General features: G+C 52.7%; 19 protein-coding genes. 5 read left to right on the top strand and 14 right to left on the bottom strand.

Going from position 1 to position 24,834, the window contains the following annotated elements; all coding sequences use genetic code 11:
• Positions 1-35 precede the first annotated feature (35 nt).
• Together MCJ35_RS07875 and MCJ35_RS07870 are read right to left on the bottom strand one after the other, a co-directional pair.
• Positions 36-2,120: a sodium-translocating pyrophosphatase gene (locus MCJ35_RS07875; RefSeq protein ID WP_008725168.1), complete on the bottom strand. Its 2,085-nt coding sequence runs from the start codon at positions 2,118-2,120 to the stop codon at positions 36-38.
• A gap of 151 nt (positions 2,121-2,271) precedes the next feature.
• Positions 2,272-2,862, bottom strand: a complete 591-nt coding sequence (locus MCJ35_RS07870; protein ID WP_025482152.1) for a hydrolase — start codon at positions 2,860-2,862, stop codon at positions 2,272-2,274.
• 299 nt (positions 2,863-3,161) lie between these two features.
• Between MCJ35_RS07870 and MCJ35_RS07865 the strand changes: the two genes are divergently transcribed.
• A complete protein-coding gene (locus MCJ35_RS07865) occupies positions 3,162-3,674 on the top strand; it encodes a GNAT family N-acetyltransferase (RefSeq protein WP_227808813.1) in 513 nt (170 codons plus the stop codon).
• A 125-nt stretch (positions 3,675-3,799) separates the two neighbouring features.
• Here MCJ35_RS07865 and MCJ35_RS07860 read toward each other — a convergent pair whose 3' ends face one another.
• Positions 3,800-7,573 (bottom strand): phosphoribosylformylglycinamidine synthase, encoded by a 3,774-nt coding sequence (locus tag MCJ35_RS07860; protein WP_240299435.1) that lies wholly within the window; start codon positions 7,571-7,573, stop codon positions 3,800-3,802.
• Between the two features lie 323 nt (positions 7,574-7,896).
• On the opposite strand from MCJ35_RS07860, the gene MCJ35_RS07855 reads away from it, so the two are divergent.
• The gene (locus MCJ35_RS07855; protein WP_008725146.1) at positions 7,897-9,375 is read left to right on the top strand and encodes a DUF1846 domain-containing protein; all 1,479 of its coding nucleotides are present in this window, start codon (positions 7,897-7,899) and stop codon (positions 9,373-9,375) included.
• A gap of 118 nt (positions 9,376-9,493) precedes the next feature.
• Here MCJ35_RS07855 and MCJ35_RS07850 read toward each other — a convergent pair whose 3' ends face one another.
• The 3 genes from MCJ35_RS07850 to MCJ35_RS07840 all read right to left on the bottom strand — a co-directional run bounded on the left by MCJ35_RS07850 (position 9,494) and on the right by MCJ35_RS07840 (position 12,070).
• Complete coding sequence (locus MCJ35_RS07850) at positions 9,494-10,741, bottom strand: 6-phosphofructokinase (RefSeq protein ID WP_025482153.1); 1,248 nt, start codon at positions 10,739-10,741, stop codon at positions 9,494-9,496.
• 101 nt (positions 10,742-10,842) lie between these two features.
• A complete protein-coding gene (locus MCJ35_RS07845; protein ID WP_240299434.1) occupies positions 10,843-11,463 on the bottom strand; it encodes a histidine phosphatase family protein in 621 nt (206 codons plus the stop codon).
• A 13-nt stretch (positions 11,464-11,476) separates the two neighbouring features.
• Positions 11,477-12,070: a sigma-70 domain-containing protein gene (locus MCJ35_RS07840; protein WP_025482156.1), complete on the bottom strand. Its 594-nt coding sequence runs from the start codon at positions 12,068-12,070 to the stop codon at positions 11,477-11,479.
• Positions 12,071-12,207: 137 nt separating this feature from the next.
• On the opposite strand from MCJ35_RS07840, the gene MCJ35_RS07835 reads away from it, so the two are divergent.
• On the top strand, positions 12,208-13,083 hold the full coding sequence (locus MCJ35_RS07835; protein ID WP_008725140.1) for a LysR family transcriptional regulator: 876 nt from the start codon (positions 12,208-12,210) through the stop codon (positions 13,081-13,083).
• 29 nt (positions 13,084-13,112) lie between these two features.
• Here MCJ35_RS07835 and MCJ35_RS07830 read toward each other — a convergent pair whose 3' ends face one another.
• The 5 genes from MCJ35_RS07830 to MCJ35_RS07810 form a co-directional block, all read right to left on the bottom strand.
• Complete coding sequence (locus MCJ35_RS07830; RefSeq protein WP_050927386.1) at positions 13,113-15,476, bottom strand: ATP-dependent DNA helicase; 2,364 nt, start codon at positions 15,474-15,476, stop codon at positions 13,113-13,115.
• A gap of 197 nt (positions 15,477-15,673) precedes the next feature.
• A complete protein-coding gene (locus MCJ35_RS07825) occupies positions 15,674-15,919 on the bottom strand; it encodes an HPr family phosphocarrier protein (RefSeq protein ID WP_008725138.1) in 246 nt (81 codons plus the stop codon).
• 321 nt (positions 15,920-16,240) lie between these two features.
• The gene (locus tag MCJ35_RS07820) at positions 16,241-17,479 is read right to left on the bottom strand and encodes a 6-phosphofructokinase (protein WP_008725137.1); all 1,239 of its coding nucleotides are present in this window, start codon (positions 17,477-17,479) and stop codon (positions 16,241-16,243) included.
• A gap of 31 nt (positions 17,480-17,510) precedes the next feature.
• Positions 17,511-17,912 (bottom strand): PH domain-containing protein, encoded by a 402-nt coding sequence (locus MCJ35_RS07815; RefSeq protein WP_008725136.1) that lies wholly within the window; start codon positions 17,910-17,912, stop codon positions 17,511-17,513.
• 242 nt (positions 17,913-18,154) lie between these two features.
• Positions 18,155-18,622 carry an NUMOD1 domain-containing DNA-binding protein gene (locus MCJ35_RS07810; protein WP_008725135.1) on the bottom strand — a complete coding sequence of 156 codons (468 nt, stop codon included), beginning with the start codon at positions 18,620-18,622 and terminating at the stop codon, positions 18,155-18,157.
• 257 nt (positions 18,623-18,879) lie between these two features.
• Here MCJ35_RS07810 and MCJ35_RS07805 point away from each other — a divergent pair, with 257 nt between their 5' ends.
• On the top strand, positions 18,880-19,302 hold the full coding sequence (locus MCJ35_RS07805) for a bacteriohemerythrin (protein ID WP_008725134.1): 423 nt from the start codon (positions 18,880-18,882) through the stop codon (positions 19,300-19,302).
• A 119-nt stretch (positions 19,303-19,421) separates the two neighbouring features.
• Here the strand turns inward: MCJ35_RS07805 and MCJ35_RS07800 are convergent, their stop codons facing one another.
• The 3 genes from MCJ35_RS07800 to MCJ35_RS07790 all read right to left on the bottom strand — a co-directional run bounded on the left by MCJ35_RS07800 (position 19,422) and on the right by MCJ35_RS07790 (position 23,087).
• Positions 19,422-20,576 (bottom strand): DUF4317 domain-containing protein, encoded by a 1,155-nt coding sequence (locus MCJ35_RS07800; RefSeq protein ID WP_025482157.1) that lies wholly within the window; start codon positions 20,574-20,576, stop codon positions 19,422-19,424.
• A gap of 111 nt (positions 20,577-20,687) precedes the next feature.
• Positions 20,688-20,834: a hypothetical protein gene (locus MCJ35_RS07795; protein ID WP_168164739.1), complete on the bottom strand. Its 147-nt coding sequence runs from the start codon at positions 20,832-20,834 to the stop codon at positions 20,688-20,690.
• A 15-nt stretch (positions 20,835-20,849) separates the two neighbouring features.
• On the bottom strand, positions 20,850-23,087 hold the full coding sequence (locus MCJ35_RS07790) for a bifunctional diguanylate cyclase/phosphodiesterase (protein ID WP_353656064.1): 2,238 nt from the start codon (positions 23,085-23,087) through the stop codon (positions 20,850-20,852).
• Positions 23,088-23,344: 257 nt separating this feature from the next.
• Here MCJ35_RS07790 and MCJ35_RS07785 point away from each other — a divergent pair, with 257 nt between their 5' ends.
• Positions 23,345-24,820: a GntR family transcriptional regulator gene (locus MCJ35_RS07785; RefSeq protein ID WP_025482159.1), complete on the top strand. Its 1,476-nt coding sequence runs from the start codon at positions 23,345-23,347 to the stop codon at positions 24,818-24,820.
• Positions 24,821-24,834: the final 14 nt, after the last annotated feature.

Raw genomic sequence — 24,834 nt, 5'->3', positions numbered from 1 at the left:
ATACCCCGCAGCCCTATATGCATCCCCAGTCAATCCTACAAAAGGTGCACCGCCACCACCAGCCCTGCAAACACAATGGACACCATGGATGTCAGTTTGATCAGGATGTTGATGGACGGTCCGGAGGTGTCCTTAAAGGGGTCGCCCACCGTATCGCCGATGACCGCCGCCTTGTGCTGCGGACTTCCCTTTCCTCCGTAAGCGCCGCCCTCAATGTACTTCTTGGCATTATCCCAGGCACCGCCTGCATTGGACATCATCACGGCCAGGACAAAGCCGGTCACCGTGTTGCCCGCCAGAAGCCCTGCCACGCCCTGAGGCCCCAGCAAAAGCCCCACGGCCACGGGAACCGCCACAGCCACCATGGCCGGCGCAACCATAAGCCTTTGGGCTGATTTGGTACACATATCCACACATGCGCTGTAATCCGGCTCCGCCTTTCCTTCCATCAGCCCGGCAATCTCCTTGAACTGCCGCCGCACTTCCACCACAATGGACTGGGCCGCCTCCCCCACCGCCTCCATGGTCAGGGATGCGAACAGGAAGGGAAGCATGCCGCCGATGAACAGTCCGATCAGCACCGGGGGATTGGTGATGGACAGGTCCAGATCCAGTCCCGGCGCGATCTGCCTTACCTTGTCAATGTAGGATGCAATCAGGGCCAGGGCCGTAAGGGCCGCGGAACCGATGGCAAATCCCTTTCCGGTGGCAGCCGTGGTGTTGCCAAGGGAGTCCAGGGCATCCGTCTTGCGCCTGACATCCCCGGGCATGTGGGTCATCTCAGCTATGCCGCCCGCATTGTCCGCCACCGGGCCGTAGGCATCCGTGGCAAGGGTGATGCCCAGGGTGGACAGCATTCCCACGGCGGAAACGCCTACCCCGTAAAGCCCTGCGTTAAAGTCCCCCTTCCCGCCTGCGCAGAAATAGCTCACCAGCACGGAAATCCCAACAATGATGACAGGGGCCACCGTGGACATCATCCCCAGTGACAGTCCGCTTATGATTACCGTGGCCCCTCCTGTCTCACTGGAGGCAGCCAGCTTCCTTGTTGGCGGATAGGAATCTGATGTATAATATTCCGTGATGGCGCCGATTGCCACACCTGCCGCCAGGCCGGACAGGATGGCTGCATACACACCCATATGTCCCGGAAGCAGGATGCGGATGGCAAAAAAGGCTGCCAGCACCACCAGCACGGCGCTGATATAGGTCCCTGTCCTCAGGGCTGTCAGCAGGTTTTTCTGGGTCGCGTCCTCCTTTGTGTTCACAAAAAATGTTCCTGCAATGGATGCAATCACGCCCAGGGCAGCCAGCATCATGGGCACAGCCACCCCCTTGACGCCGTAACCCGCGGCCACCGCCAGGGCGGACGTGGAGACAATGGACCCCACATAGGACTCGTAAAGGTCAGCGCCCATTCCGGCCACATCGCCCACGTTATCCCCCACATTATCTGCAATCACTGCCGGGTTCCTGGGGTCATCCTCAGGAATGCCCGCCTCCACCTTGCCCACCAGGTCGGCCCCCACGTCCGCGGCCTTGGTGAATATGCCTCCGCCTACCCTTGCAAAAAGCGCCATACTGGACGCGCCCATCCCAAAGGTAAGCATGTTGGCTGTTATCTGGGCAATCCGTTCCCCCTCAGGCAGGGCGCCAAAGGCCATGTTCAATATAAAATACCACACAGTCAGGTCAAAGAGCCCCAGCCCGACCACGGTAAACCCCATGACGGAACCGGCTGAAAACGCAACCCTCAGGCCTTTGTTCAGGCTTTCCGAAGCGCCCTGGGCGGTACGGCAGTTGGCCATGGTAGCCGTCCTCATGCCGATGAACCCGGACAGTCCGGAGAAAAACCCTCCTGTCAGGAAAGCAAAAGGTGTAAAAAAACTCAAAAAGCCGCAGATTGCCATTCCCATAAGGATGACAAATACCACGGCAAAAAATATTCCTACGCCTTTGTATTGACGCCTCAGATACGCATTAGCACCTTTCTGTACCGCGCTGGAGATACCCAGCATCTCTTTGCTGCCTCCGGGTTCCTTCTTAACCCTGAAAAACATACAGGCGGCAAAAGCCAGTGCGGCCAGCGAACCGATAGCCACATAATACATAGCATACATAACACCCCTTCTTTCTCAATGTGCAACAAGTTATCCAACGATTCACCCTAATTATAAGATATTCATTGACACTTTTCAATATGTATCCTATTTTTTCTTGCAAATTGTCCCAACCTCATCTGCACAAAGGAATATGGGGTCCATCCATCCCTTAAGCTTCCAGCTGTTCCATCTGCTCATTCACGGACGCCTCGCAGGAACGCATGGCAAAGATGGCCTTTTCCATCAGTTCCTCCAGGGTCCAGCCCAGTTCCTTCGCCCCATCCTGGATCACGTCCCTGGAACAGCCGGCTGCGAACCGTTTATCCTTGAACTTTTTCTTCAGGCTGGATACCTCCATATCCATCACGCTCTTGGACGGGCGCATCCTGGCAGCCGCGCCAATCAGCCCCGTAAGCTCGTCCACTGCGAACAGGATCTTCTCCATCTGGTGCTCCGGCTTAATATCCACCATGATGCCGTATCCATGGCAGCAGACCGCACGGATGAAGTCCTCCTTTGCCCCTGCCTCCTTCAGCAGTTCCGGCGCCTTGATGCAGTGCTCCTGGGGATACATCTCAAAGTCAATGTCATGAAGCAGCCCCACAAGCCCCCAGAAGTCCGCCTCATCCCCAAAGCCCTGGTCCTGGGCAAACCATCTCATGGCGCCCTCAACGGTCAGCGCATGAAGGATGTGGAACGGCTCCTTGTTGTACTGCTTCAGGGCCTTCAGTGCCTGTTCTCTGGTCAGTTTTGTTTCCATATCGTAGTCTCCTTCCTGCCCGGTCCTTGCTGGAGCGTGTTTCTGAATCCAATCTGGATCCGGGAAAATGCTACTTTCCAGTATAGCACCCTGATGCAAAAAATCAAGACGGTGTTGGGGCGGTTCCATCCTGGCTGCGGGCGTTCTCAATTTTGGCTATTGGCGCTCCCCGCTTTGTCCGTCGGACAAACTTATGGTTGCGGATGCTGCTGTTTTTCTATATACTGGCTTTATGGAATACGCGCCGGTATCCTGACCGGCCGGAACTTAAATCAAACCCAGAATCAGGGAGGTAGCACATGATATACCGTTTAGCAGACAAAAATGACCTGCCCAGGCTTCTTTCCATGGTGGAGCAGGCCAAGGAATCTTTCCGGGCACGGGGCATCGACCAATGGCAGAAGGGGGACCCGGATGGGCCGGGGCTTCTTGCGGCCATTGGCCAAAAGACCGTCCATGTGCTGGATGAAGAAGGACAGGCCATCGGAATGATAACCGTGGTCCGGGGGCCGGAAGCCAGCTATAAGGACATAGACGGCGCATGGCTCAATGATGGCCCATACGCCGCCTTCCACCGCGTATGTGTGGAGGAAAGCCGAAAGGGCCAGGGGCTGGCCGCCAGGCTGTTCGCAGAATCAGAAGACCATGTCAGGGCCAGGGGATTGCACAATGTGCGGATCGACACCCATCCGGACAACCTTTCCATGCAGCATGCGCTGGAGAAAAGCGGTTACCGCCTCTGCGGCAGCCTGATCCTGCAGGAAGGGACGGAAAAAGGGGACCCCAGGCTGGCATACCATAAAGTGCTTTAGGATTTTCCTGCACTCCCCCACGACAGACAGGGAATGCCCGGCTGGAACCATGCCAGCCGGGTATTCCCTGTTTTCATATCCTGTCCTGAAGCGTGTCTGAAAATCACTCTGAATAAGCTGCTGATTTACAGCTGGAAATATTTTACTCCTGATTCGAATATCTTCATATCCTGTTCCCCGTAAATGTTCATGGCAACCGCCTCCCCGCGCCGCTCGGAGTGGGCCATCTTGCCCAGGATACGTCCGTCCGGGCTGGTGATGCCCTCTATGGCCATGTAGGAGCCATTGGGATTCCAGTATTCGTCCATGGTGATATTGCCCTTGTCGTCCACGTACTGGGTTGCCACCTGGCCGTTGGCCATGAGCCTGTGGAGCCATGACCCATTGGCCACGAAACGTCCCTCGCCGTGGGATGCGGGGTTGCAGTACACACCGCCAAGCTCTGCGCCAGCCAGCCATGGGGACTTGTTGGTCACCACCTTGGTGTATACCATCTTGGAGACATGGCGTCCGATGGTGTTCATGGCCAGGGTGGGGGAATCCGGTCCCTGCTCCACAATCCTGCCCTCCGGCACCAGGCCCAGCTTAATCAGGGCCTGGAAGCCGTTACAGATGCCAAGCATCAGCCCGTCACGTTCATTTAACAGCTTTTCCAGTTCCTCCTTCATCACTGCGTTGCGGAATACGGTGGCAAAGAACTTGGCTGAACCTTCCGGCTCATCGCCCGCTGAGAAGCCGCCCGGGAACATCACGATCTGGGCACCTGCTATGGCTTTCCTGTACTCGTCCACGGACTGCCGGATGTCCTCGGCGCCCAGGTTCCTGAATACCTTCGTAACCACCTTTGCCCCTGCCCGTTCAAATGCCTTCGTGCTGTCATACTCGCAGTTGGTGCCCGGGAACACAGGGATGAACACGGTGGGCTGTCCCAGCTTATGACCGCACACATATACTGCATCCGTGCGGTAAAGCTTCTCTTCCAGGACAGCTTCGCTGCCGCAGGCCGCCTTGCCCGTAACGGTGGGGAATACGTCCTCCAGCGTATGGGTCCATGCATGGAGGGCCTCGTCCATGGTGATGACCGTGCCTCCGTACTCAAACACGCCGCTGTCCGTGACCTCACCGATAACCGTATAGGAGATGGAAAGCTCCCCTGTCTTACCGTCCGCAACCTCGCAGACAATATTGCCCCAGCCGGCCCCGAAGAAGTCCCTGGGGTCCACATTGTGCTCTATCTTCACACCCAGCTTATTGCCGAATGCCATCTTGCTCACTGCCTCCGCCAGGCCGTTTCCTTCCACTGCATAGGCGGAGATGATCCTGCCGGCCAGTATATCCTCACGCAGCTTTTTGTAACCCTCCATTACCTGGGCGTAATCCGGCAGGTCATACTGGTCCCGCGCAATCCTGAATTCCACGATCTTGCTGCCCGGTTTCTTAAACTCAGGCGTAATGATATGCCTGCTGCTGTCCACATCCACTGCAAAGGACACAAGGGTGGGTGGCACGTTGATTTCCCCTTCCTCCGTGTCAAAGGTGCCGGACATGCTGTCCTTGCCGCCGATGGATGCAAGGCCCAGTCCAAGCTGCGCGCCGTAGGCGCCCAGAAGGGCTGCAAAAGGCTGGCTCCATCTGGCCGGGTCTGAGTTCATCCTGCGGAAATACTCCTGGAAGGTGAAATGGATTCTGCTGTAGTCACCGCCTGCGGCCACAATCTTGGCAACCGAGGACAGCACCGCATATACGGCTCCATGGTACGGGCTCCAGCTGGAAAGGTACGGGTCAAACCCATAGCTCATCATGGTGACCGTGTCCGTGTGTCCCTTCAGTACAGGCAGCTTTGCAACCATGGCCTGTGTCTCGGTGAGCTGGTATCTGCCACCGTAAGGCATGAACACGGATCCGGCCCCGATGGAACCGTCAAAACGCTCTACCAGTCCCTTCTGTGAACACACATTCAGTCCGGCCAGCATTTCCATCCATTTTGCCTTCACATCCCCGGGCTCCCTGCGCTCAAAGAGATTGCCTTCACGGTTTGGCACTTCCAGGGTCACGTCTGCTTCCTGGTGGGCGCCGTTGGTGTCAAGGAAGGCGCGGCTGATATCCACGATGGTCTTCCCCCTCCAGCTCATCACCAGACGCGCATCTTCCGTCACCACTGCCACGGTCACTGCCTCCAGGTTCTCCTCGGCAGCATAGGCCAGGAAACGGTCCACATCCGCCGGGTCAACCACAACCGCCATCCGCTCCTGGGACTCGGATATGGCGATTTCCGTTCCATCTAACCCTGCGTATTTCTTCGGCACCTTGTCAAGATCGATCTTAAGCCCGTCAGCCAGTTCACCGATGGCAACCGACACACCGCCTGCGCCAAAGTCATTGCACTTCTTGATAAGACGGCTCACCTCAGGACGGCGGAACATCCTCTGTATCTTGCGCTCCGTGGGGGCATTTCCCTTCTGCACCTCCGCGCCGCACACTTCAATGGAAGCCGTGGTATGGACCTTGGAGGAACCGGTGGCCCCGCCGATGCCGTCGCGGCCCGTGCGGCCGCCTAAAAGGATGATGATATCGCCTGGGTCGGAAGTCTCACGGATCACATCCTTTCTTGGGGCAGCGCCCATGACCGCGCCGATTTCCATCCTTTTTGCCACATAACCGGGATGGTAAACCTCTTTTACATATCCGGTGGCAAGTCCGATCTGGTTGCCGTAGGAGGAATATCCCTGGGCAGCGCTGTTTACAATCTTCCTCTGGGGCAGCTTGCCCTTCAGGGTCCCGCTTAATGGCTGGGTCGGGTCTGCCGCTCCTGTCACACGCATGGCCTGGTACACATAGGTACGGCCTGACAGCGGGTCGCGGATGGCTCCGCCCAGACAGGTGGCCGCGCCGCCAAAAGGCTCAATCTCAGTGGGATGGTTGTGTGTCTCATTCTTAAAGTTGACCAGCCACTCCTCTGTCACCCCGTCGATTTTAACGGGCACCACGATGGAGCAGGCATTGATTTCATCGGAAACCTCCATATCCGTAAGCTTCCCGTCACTGCGCAGCTTCTTCATGGCCATCAGGGCCAGGTCCATCAGGCAGACATACTTGTCGTCCCGTCCCTTATATATCACTTCCCTGTCCGCCAGGTACTGGTTATAGGTCTTCTCAATGGGCTCCCTGTAATCCCCGTCCGTGAAGCTTACGTTCTTAAGTTCAGTGGAAAATGTGGTGTGTCGGCAGTGGTCGGACCAGTATGTGTCCAGCACCCGGATTTCCGTGACGGACGGGTCCCTGTGTTCTTCCTTTTTATAGTATGCCTGTATGTGGAGGAAATCCTTAAAGGTCATGGCCAGGTTCAGCGTGTCATAAAGGGCCTTTAACTCCTCCTGGGAAAAGTCCGTAAAGCCGTCAAAGTCCTTGATATCCTCCGGCACCTCAAACTCAGTCACCAGGGTTTCCGGTTTCCCTTCCCCTGCCTCACGGCTGTCCACCGGGTTGATACAGAAGCTTTTGATGGCAGCTTCCTGGTCCGCGCTCAGGGGCGCGGTAATCACATAGGTGGTTGCGGACCGGATGACAGGCTCCTCGTCCTCCTTTAAGAGCTTGACGCACTGCTCGGCGGAATCCGCCCTCTGGTCGAACTGCCCCGGCAGGTATTCCACGGAAAACACAAGGTCCCCAGGATTCTTCGGGAATTCCTCCTCATATACCTCATCCACGGGCGGCTCGGAGAAAATGGTCCCCAGGGCCTTCTTATATGTCTCCTCTGACAGGTTCTCAATATCGTAACGGATCAAGACACGCACATTCCTCACATCCAGGCCCAGGTAGCTTTCCAGCTCTTCCCTCAGCTCACCTGCCTTAACTGCATAATCCGGTTTCTTCTCCACAAATATTCGCCTTACGCTCATTTAGCAACCTCCTGCTTTTTTCGTGACCTCTTTATTGATATAACCAAAAAGGGCTGACGCCTTTTTATCTGTCCTTATCATAACACACGCCGTATAAATTAGTAAAATTAATATATTTAATCTTTTATTGCGTGTTTTCTTATAAACAATCCCCTGCATCCTGGATGTATCCAGCCAATCATCCGTATATCATGAGAATCCGTATATCATGAATCCGTATATCATCTTCAGATTCCGTGGAAACTATTATGGCGCACACAATTAAATTGTGCTATACTAAAACGGTATGTGGTTAATTTTAGGACAGGGAGAATACAGAAGAAATGAAAATCGGATTTGATAACGAAAAATATCTGACCATGCAGTCAGAACACATCAAAAAGCGGATTGGTGAATTTGGCGATAAGCTGTATCTGGAATTCGGCGGCAAACTCTTTGACGATTTCCACGCCTCCAGGGTGCTTCCGGGCTTTGCCCCTGACAGCAAGCTGCGTATGCTCCTTCAGCTGGCCGACCAGTCCGAGATTGTCATCGTCATCAATGCGGCTGATATTGAGAAGAATAAGGTGCGCCATGACCTGGGCATTACCTATGACGAGGATGTGCTCCGCCTGATCCAGGAATTCAGGGACAAGGGACTGTATGTGGGAAGCGTGGTGATTACCCAGTACAGCGGACAGAACGGCGCTGACCAGTTCAAGGCCAAGTTAGAGCACAGGGGCATCCGGGTATACCGCCACTACTGCATTGAGGGTTATCCCAGCAATATCCCCCTTATTGTCAGCGATGCCGGCTTTGGCATGAACGATTATATAGAGACAACCAGGCCGTTGGTCATCATCACGGCTCCAGGACCCGGCAGCGGCAAGATGGCCACCTGCCTTTCCCAGCTCTACCATGAGAACAAGCGCGGGATTAAGGCCGGATATGCCAAGTTTGAGACATTTCCCATCTGGAACCTTCCGTTAAAGCATCCGGTGAACCTAGCCTATGAGGCTGCCACGGCGGACCTTAACGATGTGAACATGATTGACCCCTTCCATCTGGAAGCCTACGGCAAGACAACGGTCAATTATAACAGGGACGTGGATATCTTCCCTGTGCTCAATGCGATTTTCGAAGGGATTTACGGCACCAGCCCTTACAAATCCCCAACGGACATGGGCGTCAACATGGCCGGCTTCTGTATCATTGACGACGACGCCTGCCGGGAGGCATCCAACCAGGAAATCATCCGCCGTCACTACCATGCGCTGAACCGTCTTGCCATGGAGGAAGGGGATCAGGATGAGGTCTACAAGATCAACCTCCTCATGAACCAGGCCAAGATCACCACTGCCATGCGCCGCGTCATCGCCCCCTGCCTGGAACGTGCCCAGAAGCTGGGCGCTCCTGCGGCGGCCATGGAACTGGATGACGGACAGCTGGTAACCGGCAAGACCAGCAGCCTTTTAGGCGCTTCCGCCGCCCTGCTGCTGAACGCCATCAAGGTATTGGGCGGCATTCCGCACAATGTACACCTGATTGCCCCATCCGCGATTGAGCCTATCCAGACCCTTAAGACCCGGTACATGGGCAGCAAGAACCCCCGCCTCCACACGGACGAGGTCCTGATTGCCCTGTCCATGAGCGCGGCCACGGACGACACAGCCAAAAAGGCCCTGTCACAGCTCCCCAAACTGCGGGGCTGCCAGGTCCACACCTCGGTCATGCTGTCCGACGTGGACATCAAGGTGTTTAAAAAGCTGGGCGTGGAGCTTACATCCGAACCGGTCTATGAACATAAGAAGCTGTACCATTAAGGTATATGGATTACGATACATGGATTAAAATATATGGATTGAGATGCATGGATTAAAACAGGGCCCCGGCCCCACTGGAAAGCCAGTGGCCGAAGCCCTGTTTTTATTTTACCATCCGCTACTTCTTCTCCACATCCGTGTAATACAGGTGTCTTGGAAGCCCGTCCGTCATGATTGGGGTAAGCTCTGCCTGGATTAAAGGCCGTATGTAATTCACAAATTCTTCCGTCACATAATCCCCATCCTTATTGATCCACTCCCTGGGAACCTTTTTCTCCACATTGGCAACCTTATGTACGTCATAGATATCCGTGACGCACACATAGGGATCGTCGGAAACGCGCTTGAGGATGATCATCTTGCCAGTCTCACCGTCAAAGGCCTCCTTCACGGCCGCCCCTCCCACCTGGAACGCCTCCGTGATATCCACCCTGGAGACAATATGGGAAGCGCATCTTTGAAGGGAGTTGAACTCAATGGCCCTTGTCTTGCAGCCAACCTCCCGGTTGATTTTCTCCGCCAGGTATCTGGCTGTCCCTGTCAGCTGTTTATGCCCAAAGGCATCCACAAACTCAATCCCCTCTGTCAGTTCACAGACATAACGGCCGTCCGCCAGCTTCACTCCCTCTGACACGGCAACCACCACCGATTTCTTGCGCCGGTGAAGCTCCTCCACCTTCTTCATGAAGGAATCCACGTCAAAGGTGACCTCGGGAAGGAAAATCATGTCCGGCCCCTCGCAGTCCTCGCCCTTTGCAAGCGCTGCCGCCCCGGTCAGCCATCCTGCATTCCGTCCCATGATTTCCAGGATGGTCACGTTCTGCTGGTCATAGACAAGGCCGTCCCTGATCACTTCTTTTGTTATGGCGCCAATGTATTTGGCCGCGCTTCCATATCCAGGTGTGTGGTCCGTTGCCGCAAGGTCATTGTCAATGGTTTTAGGCACCCCCATGAAGCGGATCCTGCTGCCATTCAACAAGGAGTAGTCGGACAGCTTCTTGATGGTATCCATGGAATCATTGCCGCCGATATAGAAGAAATACTCCACTTCCAGCTTGTTAAGGATTTCAAATATCTTATCGTAGACAGCCCTGTCCTCACATATCTCCGGAAGCTTGAAACGGCATGAGCCAAGATAGGCGGAAGGGGTCCGTATCAAAAGCTCGATGTCCAGATCCGTCTTGATGTGGTCGGACAGGTCCACATACCGCTCCTGCAGCAGTCCCTGGATTCCGTGAAGCATGCCGTATACCTTCCTTGCCCCTCTGTCCTTGGCAGTTTTATAGACCCCCGCCAGGCTGGAGTTGATTACCGCGGTCGGCCCTCCGGACTGTCCTACGATTACATTGCCTTTAACCTCTGTCATAAGAATACCTCCCATATTTAATTGTAAGCGCTTACAAAACTATCTCTATTCTAATACAAAGCCCCAGGAAATACAATACATCCGCGGTACTTTTTTATGATTCATCCCATTTTATTGCACCCGTCCAGGTGGCTGCAGTCATTCAGGTCCACAAGGCGGCAGGCGCCGGATACAGGGTCATAATCCATGGTGGTAATGCTTGCATTGCTGACCACGATTTCCTTCGCTTCCGGCTGTCCCTCCAGAAGATGTACGATAAAATGGGCCAGGGTCCCCCCATGGGCCACCACCGCCGTGTCCCCATCCATCCCTGCGCGTATCATGTCCCACGCCTGGCGGCAGCGTCCGTCCACCTGGTTCAGCGTCTCGCCGCCCGGAGGCGCCACCGTTGCAGGATGCTGCCACCAGGACTCATACAGATCCCTGTCCGTGGTCAGGATATCCTCGGCGCTGCGGCCTTCCCAGTCCCCATATCCAATCTCCATCAGCTGGGGCACGGCCCTGACCGTCAGGCCCATGGGTGCTGCTATGGCCTTTGCCGTCTCCATGGCCCGTTTCTGGGGGCTGGAATAGACAGCGGTCACCGGGCGGGACTTCATGCCTTTTGCCAATGCCAGGGCCTGCCTGCGGCCCGTTTCATTCAGCGGGATATCCTGCCTTCCCTGTATCTTCCCCTCCACGTTCCAGTCCGTCTGTCCGTGGCGTATAATATATAACTTCATGACTCTGCTCCCCCTACAGTTCTTCCATGCTCCATCCATCCTTAATGGGATTGGAGGAATCCGTGTCATCTTCCGTATCCACAAAAGCCTGCCCTTCCCCATTGACCGTCAGGGCGTCCAGGGCCAGCTTCATGATATCCTTGATTTCATCTTCCGTCATCTTCATCTTGGCTGCCAGTTCCTGGAGCGTGGCCTCCCGGCCCAGTTCCCTGGCCAGCATCTGGGATACGGTCTGGAGTACATTGACCCTGGCGGCCATGGTTTCCTCAATCTCAGCTTCTGCTTTCTGCTCCTCAAGGGCCAGCTCCACGGCCTCCCTTACCCTGCGCGCCAGAAGGCTGTCCCACTCCTCACTTCCGTCATATTCAATGGCTGCCAGCATCAGGGCCGTGTTCGCTTCCTGGACAATATCAGACATGGGAAGTTCCCTGCCCTCATACTCCGCCGCCAGATCAAGCACATGCCTTAAACTGCCTTCCACCAAGCGGTTGCGCGCCCCGGCATTCCCCTTTGCCGTCTCCTTCAGAAGGTCCGGTTTCTCCTGGCCTGTCAAAGGTGCGATGCCGCCCATCTCTTCCAGGTACATTTCATAAAAATTCTCTGCCATATCAATCCTTATTCCTTTCAAGATATGTATTAGGATAATCCATCCACTTATATAAGTCAAGCAATCAGACAGAAACCTCTTTACAAACACTTGTCCATCGTGATAAGATAGGCTTAGTTTATAAGGAGGACTTAATAATGGATATCAACTATGAACTATATAAAGTATTTTACCATGTTGCAATTACACTGAGTTTTTCTGAGGCGTCCAAGCAGCTGTTCATCTCCCAGTCAGCGGTGAGCCAGTCCATAAAAGTCCTGGAGAAAAAGCTGAACCAGCCTCTTTTCATACGGAGTACAAAAAAAGTACAGCTCACGCCCGAGGGCGAGATCCTGTTAAAACATATCGAGCCAGCCATGAACCTGATCAAGCGGGGCGAGAACCAGCTTCTGGAAGCCCACACATTAAACGGGGGCCAGCTGCGCATCGGCGCCAGCGATACCATCTGCCGCTATTATCTGGTGCCCTACCTGAACCGTTTCCACAAGGAATTCCCCAACATCCATATCAAGGTCACCAACCAGACTTCCATTGAGTGCGCCCGTTTCCTGGAAAACGGACAGGCCGACTTCATTGTGACCAATTATCCCAACTCAGCCCTGGCCGGCAACATGAATACCCGGGTCATCAATGAGTTCCACGACGTATTCGTGGCCAGCCGTTCCGCGTTTCCTTTGGAAGGAAGGAAGCTGGGTCTGGAAGAGCTTCTGGACTACCCCATCATGATGCTGGACCGCAAGAGCACCACCAGTGAGTTCCTGCATCAGATATTCCAGAAAAGCCAGCTTGACCTGGTTCCTGAGATTGAGCTTTCCAGTAACGACCTTCTCATCGACCTGGCCCGCATCGGGCTGGGGATTGCATTTGTCCCGGACTTCTGCATCCCTGCAAAGGACAGGAACCTGTTCATCCTGGATTTAAAGGAACAGCTTCCCTCCCGGCAGATGATGGTTGCCTACAACGAAAGCCTGCCTGTGTCCCAGGCAGCCAGACAGTTCATGGATATCCTGTAAACAGCATATGGCCCTTTATGGGCACATGGTCAGAAACGGTTCCAGAACCCTTCCACTGCCTGTCCCACATTATACCGGTTGACCACTGTGTAGGACCCCCATTCCCTTGGGAACAGGGCCACACATTCCGGACGCAGGAACCGGTCGTCCAAAAGGGCAATCACGCCCTTGTCATGGATGGTCCGTATGACCCGGCCGGCTGCCTGCATCACCTTGTTCATTCCCGGATACTGGTAGGCATAATCAAACCCACAGCCTCCGTGTTCATCAAAATAATCCTTGAGGATTTCCTGCTCCGTATTCACCTGGGGCAGGCCGGTCCCGATTATCACAGCGCCAATCAGGCGGTCCTCCTTCAGGTCAATCCCTTCGGAAAAGATTCCCCCCATCACACACAGGGCCGCCATGGACTGTTCCCGCTCCCCGTCAAAGCTTCTCAGGAATTCCTCCCTTTCCTCCTCAGTCATGCGGTTCTTCTGGGCCAGCCACGTAAAGGCCAGGCCGCCCTCCTCCTGCCTTCTGGCAAGAATCCCCTCAATGGCGTAAAGATACTGGTAGGACGGGCAGAACACCATGTAATTCCCCCTTTTCCCCTCCACGATCCTGCATATATAATCTGCAATCTTCTCATATTCATAGGCGCTTCTGCGGCTGTAGCGGCTGCTCACATCGCTGGCAGCCAGCACCAGGCGGTTTTCCTCAGGGAACGGTGACTTCGCATAGACCGCATATTCCTCCTGGCTGCCGCTGAGCAGTTCCTTGTAATACTGGATTGGCAGCAGGGTGGCGGAAAAGAACAGGGTGCTGTTCCCCCGGTCCAGGCATTCCTTCAGGTTGACAGCCGGATTCATGCAAAGAAGCCTGACCATGAAGTGTCCGTCCGGCAGAAGCCTGGCATAAATCCTGTAGTTATCGTCCAGCCTGTCATAGACATACAGGAAATCCCGGACCGCAAAGTAAAAATCCAGCACCAGGTCCCTGTCCCCGAACTCCACATTCTCATTCATGAAGCTTTCCAGTTCGCCGAACATGGTCATGAGCTGAAGGGCCAGCAGGTTCACATCCGGCAGCAGCTCATAATCGCTTCCAAGGACCTGGCGGTGGATGACCCCCTCCCCGCTATCCGAACCATAGGCCCGCTTGATGTCCAGGAACTTCTGGTTGCACCTGTCAAGCTGTGTCAGCACCTTTCCCGCGCCTGTCTGGGACTTGAGGATCCGCCTGACCATGAGCACGTCTTCTTTTATCAGGCTGGCGCTGTACATCTCCCTGGCCCTGGGGACCAGGTTATGGGCCTCGTCCACCAGGAACAGGTACCCCTGTCCCGGCTCCCCCTGGTCAAAATACCGCTTCAGCCTTACATTGGGATCAAACACATAATTGTAATCACATATAATCCCATCCACCCAGTTGCTGATATCCAGGCAGAACTCAAAGGGGCATATCTGATACCGCTTGGCATATTCCAGGACCTTCTCCCTTGTAATCCCATCCACATCCCCGATAATCTCATAGACCGCATCATTGACCCTATCATAATGCCCCTTTGCCCTTATGCAGGCCTGTGGATTGCAGTCCGGCTTCTCCATGATGCACAGCTTTTCCTTGGCAGTGATGGTCACTGTGTTAAAGTACAGCCCGCTTTCCTTCCTGAGGATGGAAAATGCATCCTCTGCCACGCTTCTGGTAATGGTCTTGGCCGTCAGGTAGAACAGCTTCTCCCCATGGCCCTCCCCCATGGCCTTCAGGCTGGGATAGATGGTGGAAAGTGTCTTGCCCACACCGGTGGGCGCCTGTATGAAGAGGTTGCGCTTCCTTGCAATGGACCGGTATACGTCCACTGCCAGTTCCTTCTGCCCATCCCTGTAGGGATAGGGAAACGGAAGCTCCTTTAAGCATTCCTGGCGCCGCATGCCGTGATGGTGAATGTACCTGGCCCACTTCACATATTCATGTATCAGACCTTCAAACCAGACGGACAGGTCGTCAAAGCCCCTCTCCTCCTTAAAGCGCCTGATTTCCTCTGTCTCTATATTGCAATAGGTAATCTGGATCCCAATGGTGTCAAGTCCGTTATCACAGCTGTAAAAATATCCATAGCACAGGGCCTGGGCCAGATGCACCGGGTCCGGCTCCTCCAGCCGTCCCACATCCATGTAGATGCATTTGATTTCATCAATCACAACACCGGCCGGCTCCGTGATGATCCCGTCAGCCCTTCCCTCCACCAGGATTTCAAACATATCCTCCCGTACCCTGTGCTTTAAAACCACTTCCGGGCGGTAACTGCTTCCCATCCGTTTCTGTATCTTCCGGTGCAGCCTGCTGCCAGCCTGCATGGCCTCCTTCTTTGCCCCGGCGGTCCTGCGGTTGTCCAAATCACCACTTCGCATCACGAATTCCACCAGATTACGTACCGATATCTTAATTGGCGGCTGTGCCTGTGTCTGCCCGTCCAAATCCCGCTACCTCCCTGCTGCTGGCCAAAAATGCCAGCCCCATCATATAATCTTACGATATCATATCATAAAAACAGGAGGATTGCAAACAGACGTTCGCAGTCCTCCTGATTTAGCCGGCAGGTCCTTCTTTATGCAGCTGTGATTGCTGATTCCGGTGAAAGGGTATCCAGATACTCCTCAAAGACTTCATCGGTTCCGTTGAACTGGACCGTAAGCACCCTGGTCAGATCCAGGCTCAGTACTCCCAGGATGGACTTGGCATCAATGGTTACCCTATTATAAAATACATCAATATCAAAGTCACACCTGGTAGCTTCCTCTACAAACTTCCTTGCTTCAGCTATTGTTGGTAATATGATTTTCTTTTCTTTCATGATCAAAACTCCTTTTTGGGGACGCCCGGCCTTTCACATGGAAAGCCGGTGTGTCCATAAATGACAAATGGAAAGGTTGACATATATATATCACTATTATATTCAATTGTCAAATTCCGTTCCTCCCCCCATCCCTGCCAGGGGGCCGTTTTTTATTGTGCATGTTGATTGATTTTTCCGGTTTTTCCTTTATTGAATTATAATATTTTAAGGGGCGGTCCCCAGTAATCTGGAAACCGCCCCTGATTCTTATCTGCCCTGCAGGGATTTCATCCGGGCAAATTTAAGCTTTTCATAGAAAATTCTGCCTTCACAGGCATGTTACCGCTTCAAAACCAGGTGCTGGGGCAGTCCGTTTACCATGAACGGCTGGTAATCCCCCTGTATCAGCGGCTCCACATAATTGACAAATTCCTGCGTCACATAGCTGCCATCCTTGTTTACCCAGTTCCTTGGGACTACCTTTTCATTGTTGGCAATCTTATGGACATCATAGATGCCTGCCGCGCTCATATAAGGGTCATCGGATACCCGGTCAATGACCACCATCTTACCTGTGTCGCCTTCATCCGCCGCCTTAACAGCCGCGCCGCCCACCATGAATGCTTCGTTGATATCCACCCGGGAAGCCACATGGGAAGCGCTTCGCTGAAGGGTTGAAAGCTCCACGGACCTGGTCTTGCAGCCCAGCTCAGCGGCCAGGAACCCGGCCAGGTAATCAGCGGTGCCGGCCAGCTGTTTATGCCCGAATGCATCCACATAATCGCTTCCCCCTGACAGCTGGCATACATACCGTCCGTCCGGGACCCTGATTCCCTCGGATACCGCAATGACGCTGGATGGTTTCTTAACAATAAGGTCCTTGCACTTTTTAAGGAACTTATCAATATCAAATATGATTTCCGGCAGGTAAATCAGGTCGGGACCGCAGCAGTCCTCTGTCTTTGCAAGGGCCGTTGCCCCGGTGAGCCAGCCGGCATTCCTTCCCATACACTCTATGATCGTGATGGTCTTGCGCCTATAGGAAAGCCCCATGGCATCCCGGATCACCTCCTTGGTGGAGGTGGCTATGTACTTGGCTGCGCTTCCAAAACCAGGGGTGTGGTCGGTCAGCGCCAAATCGTTGTCAATGGTCTTAGGCACGCCCAGGAACTTCTGGCTGTGTCCCTTGACAATGGCATAGTCCGACAGCTTCTTGATGGTATCCATGGAGTCATTGCCTCCGATATAGATGAACACCTCAATCTCCAGCTTATCCAGGATTGCGAACAGCTTCTCATAGATATCCGGGTTCTCATGGATGTCCGGCAGCTTATAGCGGCAGGAGCCCAAGAATGCGGAGGGCGTCCTCTTTAAAAGCTCAATATCCATATCCGAATGGATCTGGGTGGATAAATCCACATACATTTCATCCAACAGCCCTTCAATGCCGTGGAGCATGCCGTACACCTTGTAAAATCCCCTCTCCTTCGCCGTCTTATACACACCTGCCAGACTGGAGTTAATAACTGATGTAGGTCCCCCTGACTGTCCAACAATTATATTGCGTTTTTTACCCATACAAAATCCCCTTTCTTAGTAGTGTCTTTTATTAATAATGGCCATCCGGCTCATCAAATCCATCGTCCCCGTCCTCATAGCCGCCTATGAACTCCCTTGAGGATACGCGCTTGTTATCCCTCTCCTGCTCCACCAGCTGTGAAAGCTGCTCCTTTACATTCTCACAGTCACGTATATTATGTATGTCAAATGCCTTCATGGTCTTGTCACTGCTGTCCACATGGATGGTTCCCAGTCCCACAATCCTCTGCCAGAAGGTCTTACGCAGGGACAGATCCAGTATCCTGTATAAGCGCACCTCGTCTTCATGGATATTCAGTATCCCTGTCTTAATGAAAAGCCGGTCCTCTGTCAGGCCATACACTGTAAATGTCCAGGGAAGTCCCAGCCAGTTCCTCTTCCTGTCACTCCATACCATATCTTCACGTTTCATTTCCTGTTCCTCCTCCGGCAATATCCAGGTCAGTATTCTCTCATCTATTGTACTATAAATTCTCGCAAATATCCACAGAAATCTCGCAAATTCAATCAGGTTTCTGCGTTTTTTCTCTTTTGTCTGTATGGTTTCCATACAAAAAAATTACAGCCGCCCTTGGGGCGGCTGTTCGGTCATACCTGTTCCTTCTATATTATAATGGATGCATATCCCTTATATGTAATATACAATTCCAGGCCTTACTCATCCTGTGCTGATTCCTGCTGCTCACCAGCTGTTTCCTCCGGCCCTTCCGGCTGGACCGGCTGTTCTTCCCACACAAATCCTCCGGCTGTCTTCTGGGCGCCGCTCAGGGCGCAGGACAGGCTCCTCCGGCTGATTTTAAGTGCACGGCTGGCATGGGCAATTGAGAGGAACTGTCCAACTACCTCGCCGTCCAGGGTCTTCTGCAGCAGCGGACGTTTATCATGATTCCCTATTTTGCTGGTCAGGTCTATCTCAATGTTTTCCTTGGGGGATTCTGCCAGAACCTTCCTCCACACAAATCCGCCCCCGCTCCTGCGCTCACCATGAGCCGCCCTGGCTATGGAGCCAATGGATACCCCTGTGGCCTCATGGGCTTCCCTGGAGCTTTTATAGTCTGCCAGATACACACCTTCAGTAGAATATTGACGATATACATAACCTGCACTAATTGTACGACTCATCTCTAGTTTTTTCCTCCCATTATCTTTAGATTACCTGATGCACATGGTCATTATATCAACTATTGACTTTTTTGTCCAGACAACTTCTTACCCATATATTACCCCCTATTTACAGTGTATTCGCTTTTTCGAAGATATTTTTAGGGAATCGATATCTGCCTTTTCTCAAAAGTGGTTATATTTGTTGCAAAAGTCATAGCAATTTACAATTAATTGTGATAAATTATAAATATCAAATATTCAGGAGGTATCAGACCATGTATGCAGAATTTACAGATGACCTGGTTACAGGCAACACTTTAATTGATTCCCAGCATAAGGAGCTGATTGATAAGATTAACGATCTGCTGAAAAGCTGTGAGGAGCGCTCCAATCAAAGCGGTGCGGCCAGGATGTTGAATTACCTGGCAGATTATACAGAATTTCATTTTAACGAGGAAGAAGGACTGCAGGAATCCATCAGCTATCCCGGCATAAAGGAACATAAGCAGAAGCATGAGGAGCTGCGGAAAACCGTGCAGGAGCTTCATGACATGCTGGTGGAGGAGGAAGGCCCTTCCGATGCCTTCGTAAACGCGGTCCAGGAAAAGGTAAGGGACTGGCTCTACTACCATATCCAGACCTTTGACCGCTCGGTTGCCGAGTACAAGTTCATGCGTGACAATTCAGAGCGCATCTGACGGAAAGTAATTTTCAAATTCGCCCAAGGGCGAATCCGGAAACAGCCGGTCCGGGAATCCAGGATTCCCAGGCCGGCTGTTTTTAATGGGTATTTTTACTTATGAACATCCTGAAATCATCATGACTCCTCATCCTGTCCCTGGGCCGCCACCGGCCGAACGGAAATCCCGTTGATTTCCACATGCTCGCTGATGGTTATGACAATACACGGCCTGCCCTCAATCATACGGTTTTCCACAAGATGGGTCTTGTCCGGGGCCACCTTGATGCTGACATCCGGTGTCTTGATTTCAAAGCTCCTGGTGTTGATCACATTGGCCGCCACAAAACTGGTTCCCGGCCCGTCCTCCACCTCCGCATAGCGCTGTTCAAATTCCTCCAGCTTTTCAGGGGCCGCGCCGTTTGTCTCCAAAAGCTTTTTCACCTGATACTTGTCCAGGGTCAGGGGAACCGGCTCATCCTTGGTCTCCTCTACCAGTTCGGCCAGGTTCTCATGGATGTTCTTCACTGTCTCGAAATCACAGTTTTCCCCCAGGGTTTCTTCCACAAGGGCCTGGAACGTCTCCTTCTGGCTCTTGGCCGACATGGGGATGACGCAGCCTAGCAGTTCATCAATCAGGGTTTCCGGCATCTGTTCCGGATTCTTTGCATAATACAGAAGGCTGTGAAGGTCCGTGTTCCTGTCATTAAACGCAGGGAACAGGAAGCCCTGTTCAGGCGCTTCCACCAGCCAGTCCCGGCTGCGGTTCTCAATGGAATTGGTCAGCGGGTTATAGCTCAGGCCTGCTTTGGCAAGCTTCACCGGACAGATGGTACACTGGATGAACTCGTACACATATTCCGAGGCGTCAAACATCTCAGTCCCGTCCGTGGCCTTGGCCGGAATGTCATAGGCACAGTGTATGAGGATGATATAATAATTCTCACCATAGTCATAATTGGCAATGACTTTATCATAGAATTCCTCAAGGATGGCATCATCCTTTAACTGGCTGTCCCTCAGCTTCATGAGGAAGTGGTGGGTGCCGCCCTCCGCCTCTGTATGTAAGGGGAATTCCATATTAATCAGGTTCTTCCCAACGGTTCCTGAAAGCGCGTTCCTGAAAATAGTAAAATACTTAAACGCCTCTTCCTCCGGAAGCGATAGGAACGCCTCCTTAAGTTCCGTCTTCTTGTTCTTCTCCGCATCCACATAACAGCCGCAGATGCGTGTGATGGCGCAGTTTGCCGGTGTAAACAGCTTTTTTATTTCATTGGCTTCTTTCTTATTCATTCCGTATCTCTCCCGTCCTTGCCGCGGTCCGGTCATTCATATTAATCCCTTAGGCCGCTGCTTATATTGACAGTTTTTATACTAGAACATATTTTTGCATAAGTCAAGCCTTTAACAGTCCAAGGTCACAAGGGTCCATCTCCCATTCTGCCACATGACAAAGCATGGCCTCCTGATCATGAACCGGTAATAAGCTTCAATCAGATTCTGGAATACGCCGAATTTCATCAGGCTCCGGCAGGGTGGGTGGATGGTCATATGTATTGTCTCCTTTCAAGGGTTGATATTACATTCTATGCTGCCTGTCCAGGAAATATGCAGCCTTTCAAATGCATCGGCTGGAAGGGGTTTTGAGAAAACATAACCCTGCACCATGTTGCATCCGATGGACTTAAGATACTCCACGGTGTCCCAATCCTCTATGCCTTCCGCCACGGTCTTTACCTTCAGACGCTTTGCCAGATCCACCAGGCAGGCAATCACCTCCCTTGCCTTTGGCCCTGACATGTTGAGGAAAAAGGAACGGTCCATTTTAATGGAATCCACGTCAAATTCCTTTAAAAGGCCCAGGGATGAAAAACCGGAACCAAAATCATCCAGGGAACAGGCAAAGCCCAGCTCATGCATCCTTTGTATGGCATCCCTGACCCGTTGGATCTGATGACTGTCAAAGAAAATGGACTCTGTCAGTTCAAACTCAATCATACCTGCCGGAATATGATATTGTCCGGCAATATCCGCAAACCGGTCCAGGAAATCCTCATCCGTAAAATGCTGCCTGGACAGATTGACGGAAACAGGGATTATTTCCTTCCCTTCCTTCTCCCAGCGGCTTATGATCCTGCACACCTCCGTAAACACGTAGATGTCCAGTTTACATATTTTACCATTCCGTTCAAACAGCGGAATGAAGTCAGAGGGATATATGACCCCCCTCTTTGGATGTATCCAGCGGACCAGGGCCTCAGCGCCTTCCAATGCGCGGCTTTCAAGACCCACCTTTGGCTGGAGGTATACCTGGAAATCATGGTTTTCAATGGAACCTTGGAACAGGCCGTTTAACTCCTCCTCCATTTTCAGTTCCACGGTCAGACTGTCATCATAGAACACACATCCAGGCTCCAGATCCGGATTCCTGCTTTGTGAGGCCAGCCTTGCCCTGTCCTGGAGGATGGCAATCTTCAGACCCGGTTCCTCCACCACACAGGCGCCCTGCCTGAATGAAAAGGTGTATCCGGGAAGATCCGGATTGCAAAACGAATTGATATCCTGGACCATATCATCCATCCTGTCCCGTATTTCCTGATGTCCGCCTCCCTTCAGGCACAGGAAGAAGCAGTCTGACTCACTCCTTGCCACGAATTCGCCGTCTTCAGCCCTCATATGACGCTCCATCACATGATAAAGATATGCAAGTACCTGGTTTCCTTCATGGATTCCAAAACGTTCATTAATCATTTTAAAATGTCTCACATCCATGACCGTAATGGTATATCCGCCCGGCTTCATGCTTCCGGCCAGTTCACGGTACCTGAGTCCAAAAGCAGCCTGGTTGGCGCCGCCTGTCAGCGGATCCACAAAAGCCAGCCGTTCCAGCTGCATCCTGTGGGAATGGTAAAAACGGTACATGGCATTCAGGAACAGAAAGAATATCACAATCAGGATGCCGATGATAAAAAATGTCTGCAGGATATAACGGTTTGCGTCTCCTGAGATAATACCTGCGGGAATGATGGTCAGCAGGAACCAGTCATTTAAATCCAGACTGTTATAGGACAGGAACAGCTCCTCTCCCGTTACAGCGGAAAACTCCAGGATGCCGTCCTTCCCCATTCTCATATCATCCTGCATTTTCCTGATGTCCCCCACCACCTTCTGCTCCTTATCACTTCTGAAAATATCATCCAGACGCAGGAAAGGTTTCAGTTCAGATGGCGAGATTACCACCTGCCCGCGGCTGTCAACAATGCAGCTGAGCATCTGTCCATTAAAACTTTTGGACGCTATCATGGACTGCATGTTCTTCTTGCTGCGCACCCCTACCAGCACCCCGCTTACCGTCCCATCCATACCGTATACAGGAACAGAGTAGAAAATGCTCTCCCCTCCCATGTAACCGGCCCGTACCTCCCCATCAAAGGAGGAGCGGACGCTGGATATCCCGAAAAAGCGTTCGGGATCCATATCCCGGGACACTTCTTCTGAACAGACATAATCCCCTTTCCTGTCCAACAGGATAAGAGGGTCGAATTCAAGGATTTCCGCCTTGCGGGCCAAAAAATCCCGGATGGATGTTTCATTTTCAGGGATACCCATCCGCATTACGGAATCCGCAACCATGATCAGGCTGTTCATCTTATTATGGATTGCTTCCTGGATATCCCTTGACAGATTCGTCGTGACATCATTTAAATATGACCTTGTGCTGCGGTTCATGGCCATCCGGAGTTCTGATGCATTCCATATGGAAACCCCAAACACAAAAATAAGGATTACTGATAGTAATCCCACCTGTACCCTCCTGATGAGAGGTCTTGATTCCTCCGGCAGGATATGTCTCTTATGTTGCATGATTGCATAATCTCCACATCATTCGAATATAGTTTCATTTTAGTTTACGGCCAGCGATTAATCAAGGCGGAATCTGTGTACAATAGCACATAGTACCGGACATTTTTATGGCGGAATCCATAGAACATGTTATAATGTCGTATGATACCGGACCGCTTATATGCGGTTAACCACCAGATACAGCGGAGGACTTATGGATGGAAGAAAAAAGAACTTTATTTGACTATCTGTACCGGAATTTAAAAGAGCAGATACTGACCGGATACTTAGGCTACGGCGAACTGCTCCCCTCTTTAAACGGGCTTTGTGAAATATACAATGTGGGGATACGGACCGCAAAAGATGTAATCCGTGCCCTGAAGGAGGAAGGACTGATCCAGACTGAGGAGAGGAAACCTTCCCATGTGATATACCGCAGGCCCCAGTGTTCCCCCGACATACATGTGATACAGTCCGTCCTCAAAAAAAGGACATCCATACTCCAGGTTTACCAGACCATGGAGTTACTGCTTCCCTCCATCTTTTCCTTTTCATTGGCGGTATGCAGCAGCGATATACAGAGGCTGTGTTTTGCACAGCTGCGCAAGGACAGCAGGAAGGACCTTCGGACCAGGTGGAAATCAGCATCCATTTCACTGCATCATTTACTGGATGCGTCCGGCAACCTGCTGTTCAGGGACGTACTTACCAACCTGGAACTGTGCGCCCGGGTTCCATTTTTCCTGGAGCAGGGACAGGAGGTATGCTTTTCCACTCCCTGCAGCAGATACGGGAACCCGATGTGGATCCTGGATGCCGCCGGCGCAGGAAGTCCGGCAGGAATCCACCAGCAGTTCCGTTTGATGTACGCTTCACTTACCCAGGCGGTTGAGATGTATCTGGCGGATATATGCTCCCGCTATCCCAATGTGGACGAGGAGCAGACAGACATGTTCCCATGGCATATCCAGCTGGGCCGCGACCATTATTATATGCAGATCACGCGGTCCCTTATTGACCAGATTGGCCTTGGTGTCTATGGGGACGGCGATTTCCTGCCACCCGAGGCAGCGCTGGCAGAGCAGTACAATGTGTCGGTATCAACGGTCCGCAAGGCCATTGCCATGCTGAACAAGACCGGTTTCTGCCAGACTTACAATGTAAAGGGCACACAGGTAACCTTATTCAACGATAATGCAACCGTGCGCTGCATGAAAAACAAGGTGTTTAAAAGGGATACCCTGACCTACTTAAGCGGACTCCAGTTCATGGCCATAGCAATCCGTCCCGCTGCCCTGCTGGCCTTTGAACAGATTGATGCCGGACGGCTGGAGGAACTGAAGCTTGCCCTTAAGGCCCCCTATGCAATCCCTCTTGACCTTCTCATCCGGTATGTCATAGAATGCCTTCCCCTGCACCCGTTCAGGGCCATACTGAAGGAGGTTACGGGCACACTGCGGTGGGGTTACTATTATTCCTTCTTCAGCGCCGGAATCCAGGCAGACAATCCCCTGGACCGGAAAAGCATGACTGCTTACCATTACCTGATTCGCGGGGATAAAGAGGCCTTTGCCGGCCAGCTGTCCCTGTGTTACTGTCATGTCCTGGAATTTGTCCGGGACTTCCTGGCTGACTGCGGGCTGCCGGAAGCCAGGAACTTCGTCACTCCCATACCGGAACTGTTGGGATGGTAAAACCCTGGGCCGGG

The sequence above is a fragment of the Enterocloster sp. OA13 genome, assembly GCF_022440595.1.
In the GTDB taxonomy this organism is placed as follows: domain Bacteria; phylum Bacillota; class Clostridia; order Lachnospirales; family Lachnospiraceae; genus Enterocloster; species Enterocloster hominis.
The sequence above is the reverse complement of the archived record's forward strand: the minus strand, read 5'-3'. Positions and strand labels throughout refer to the sequence as shown.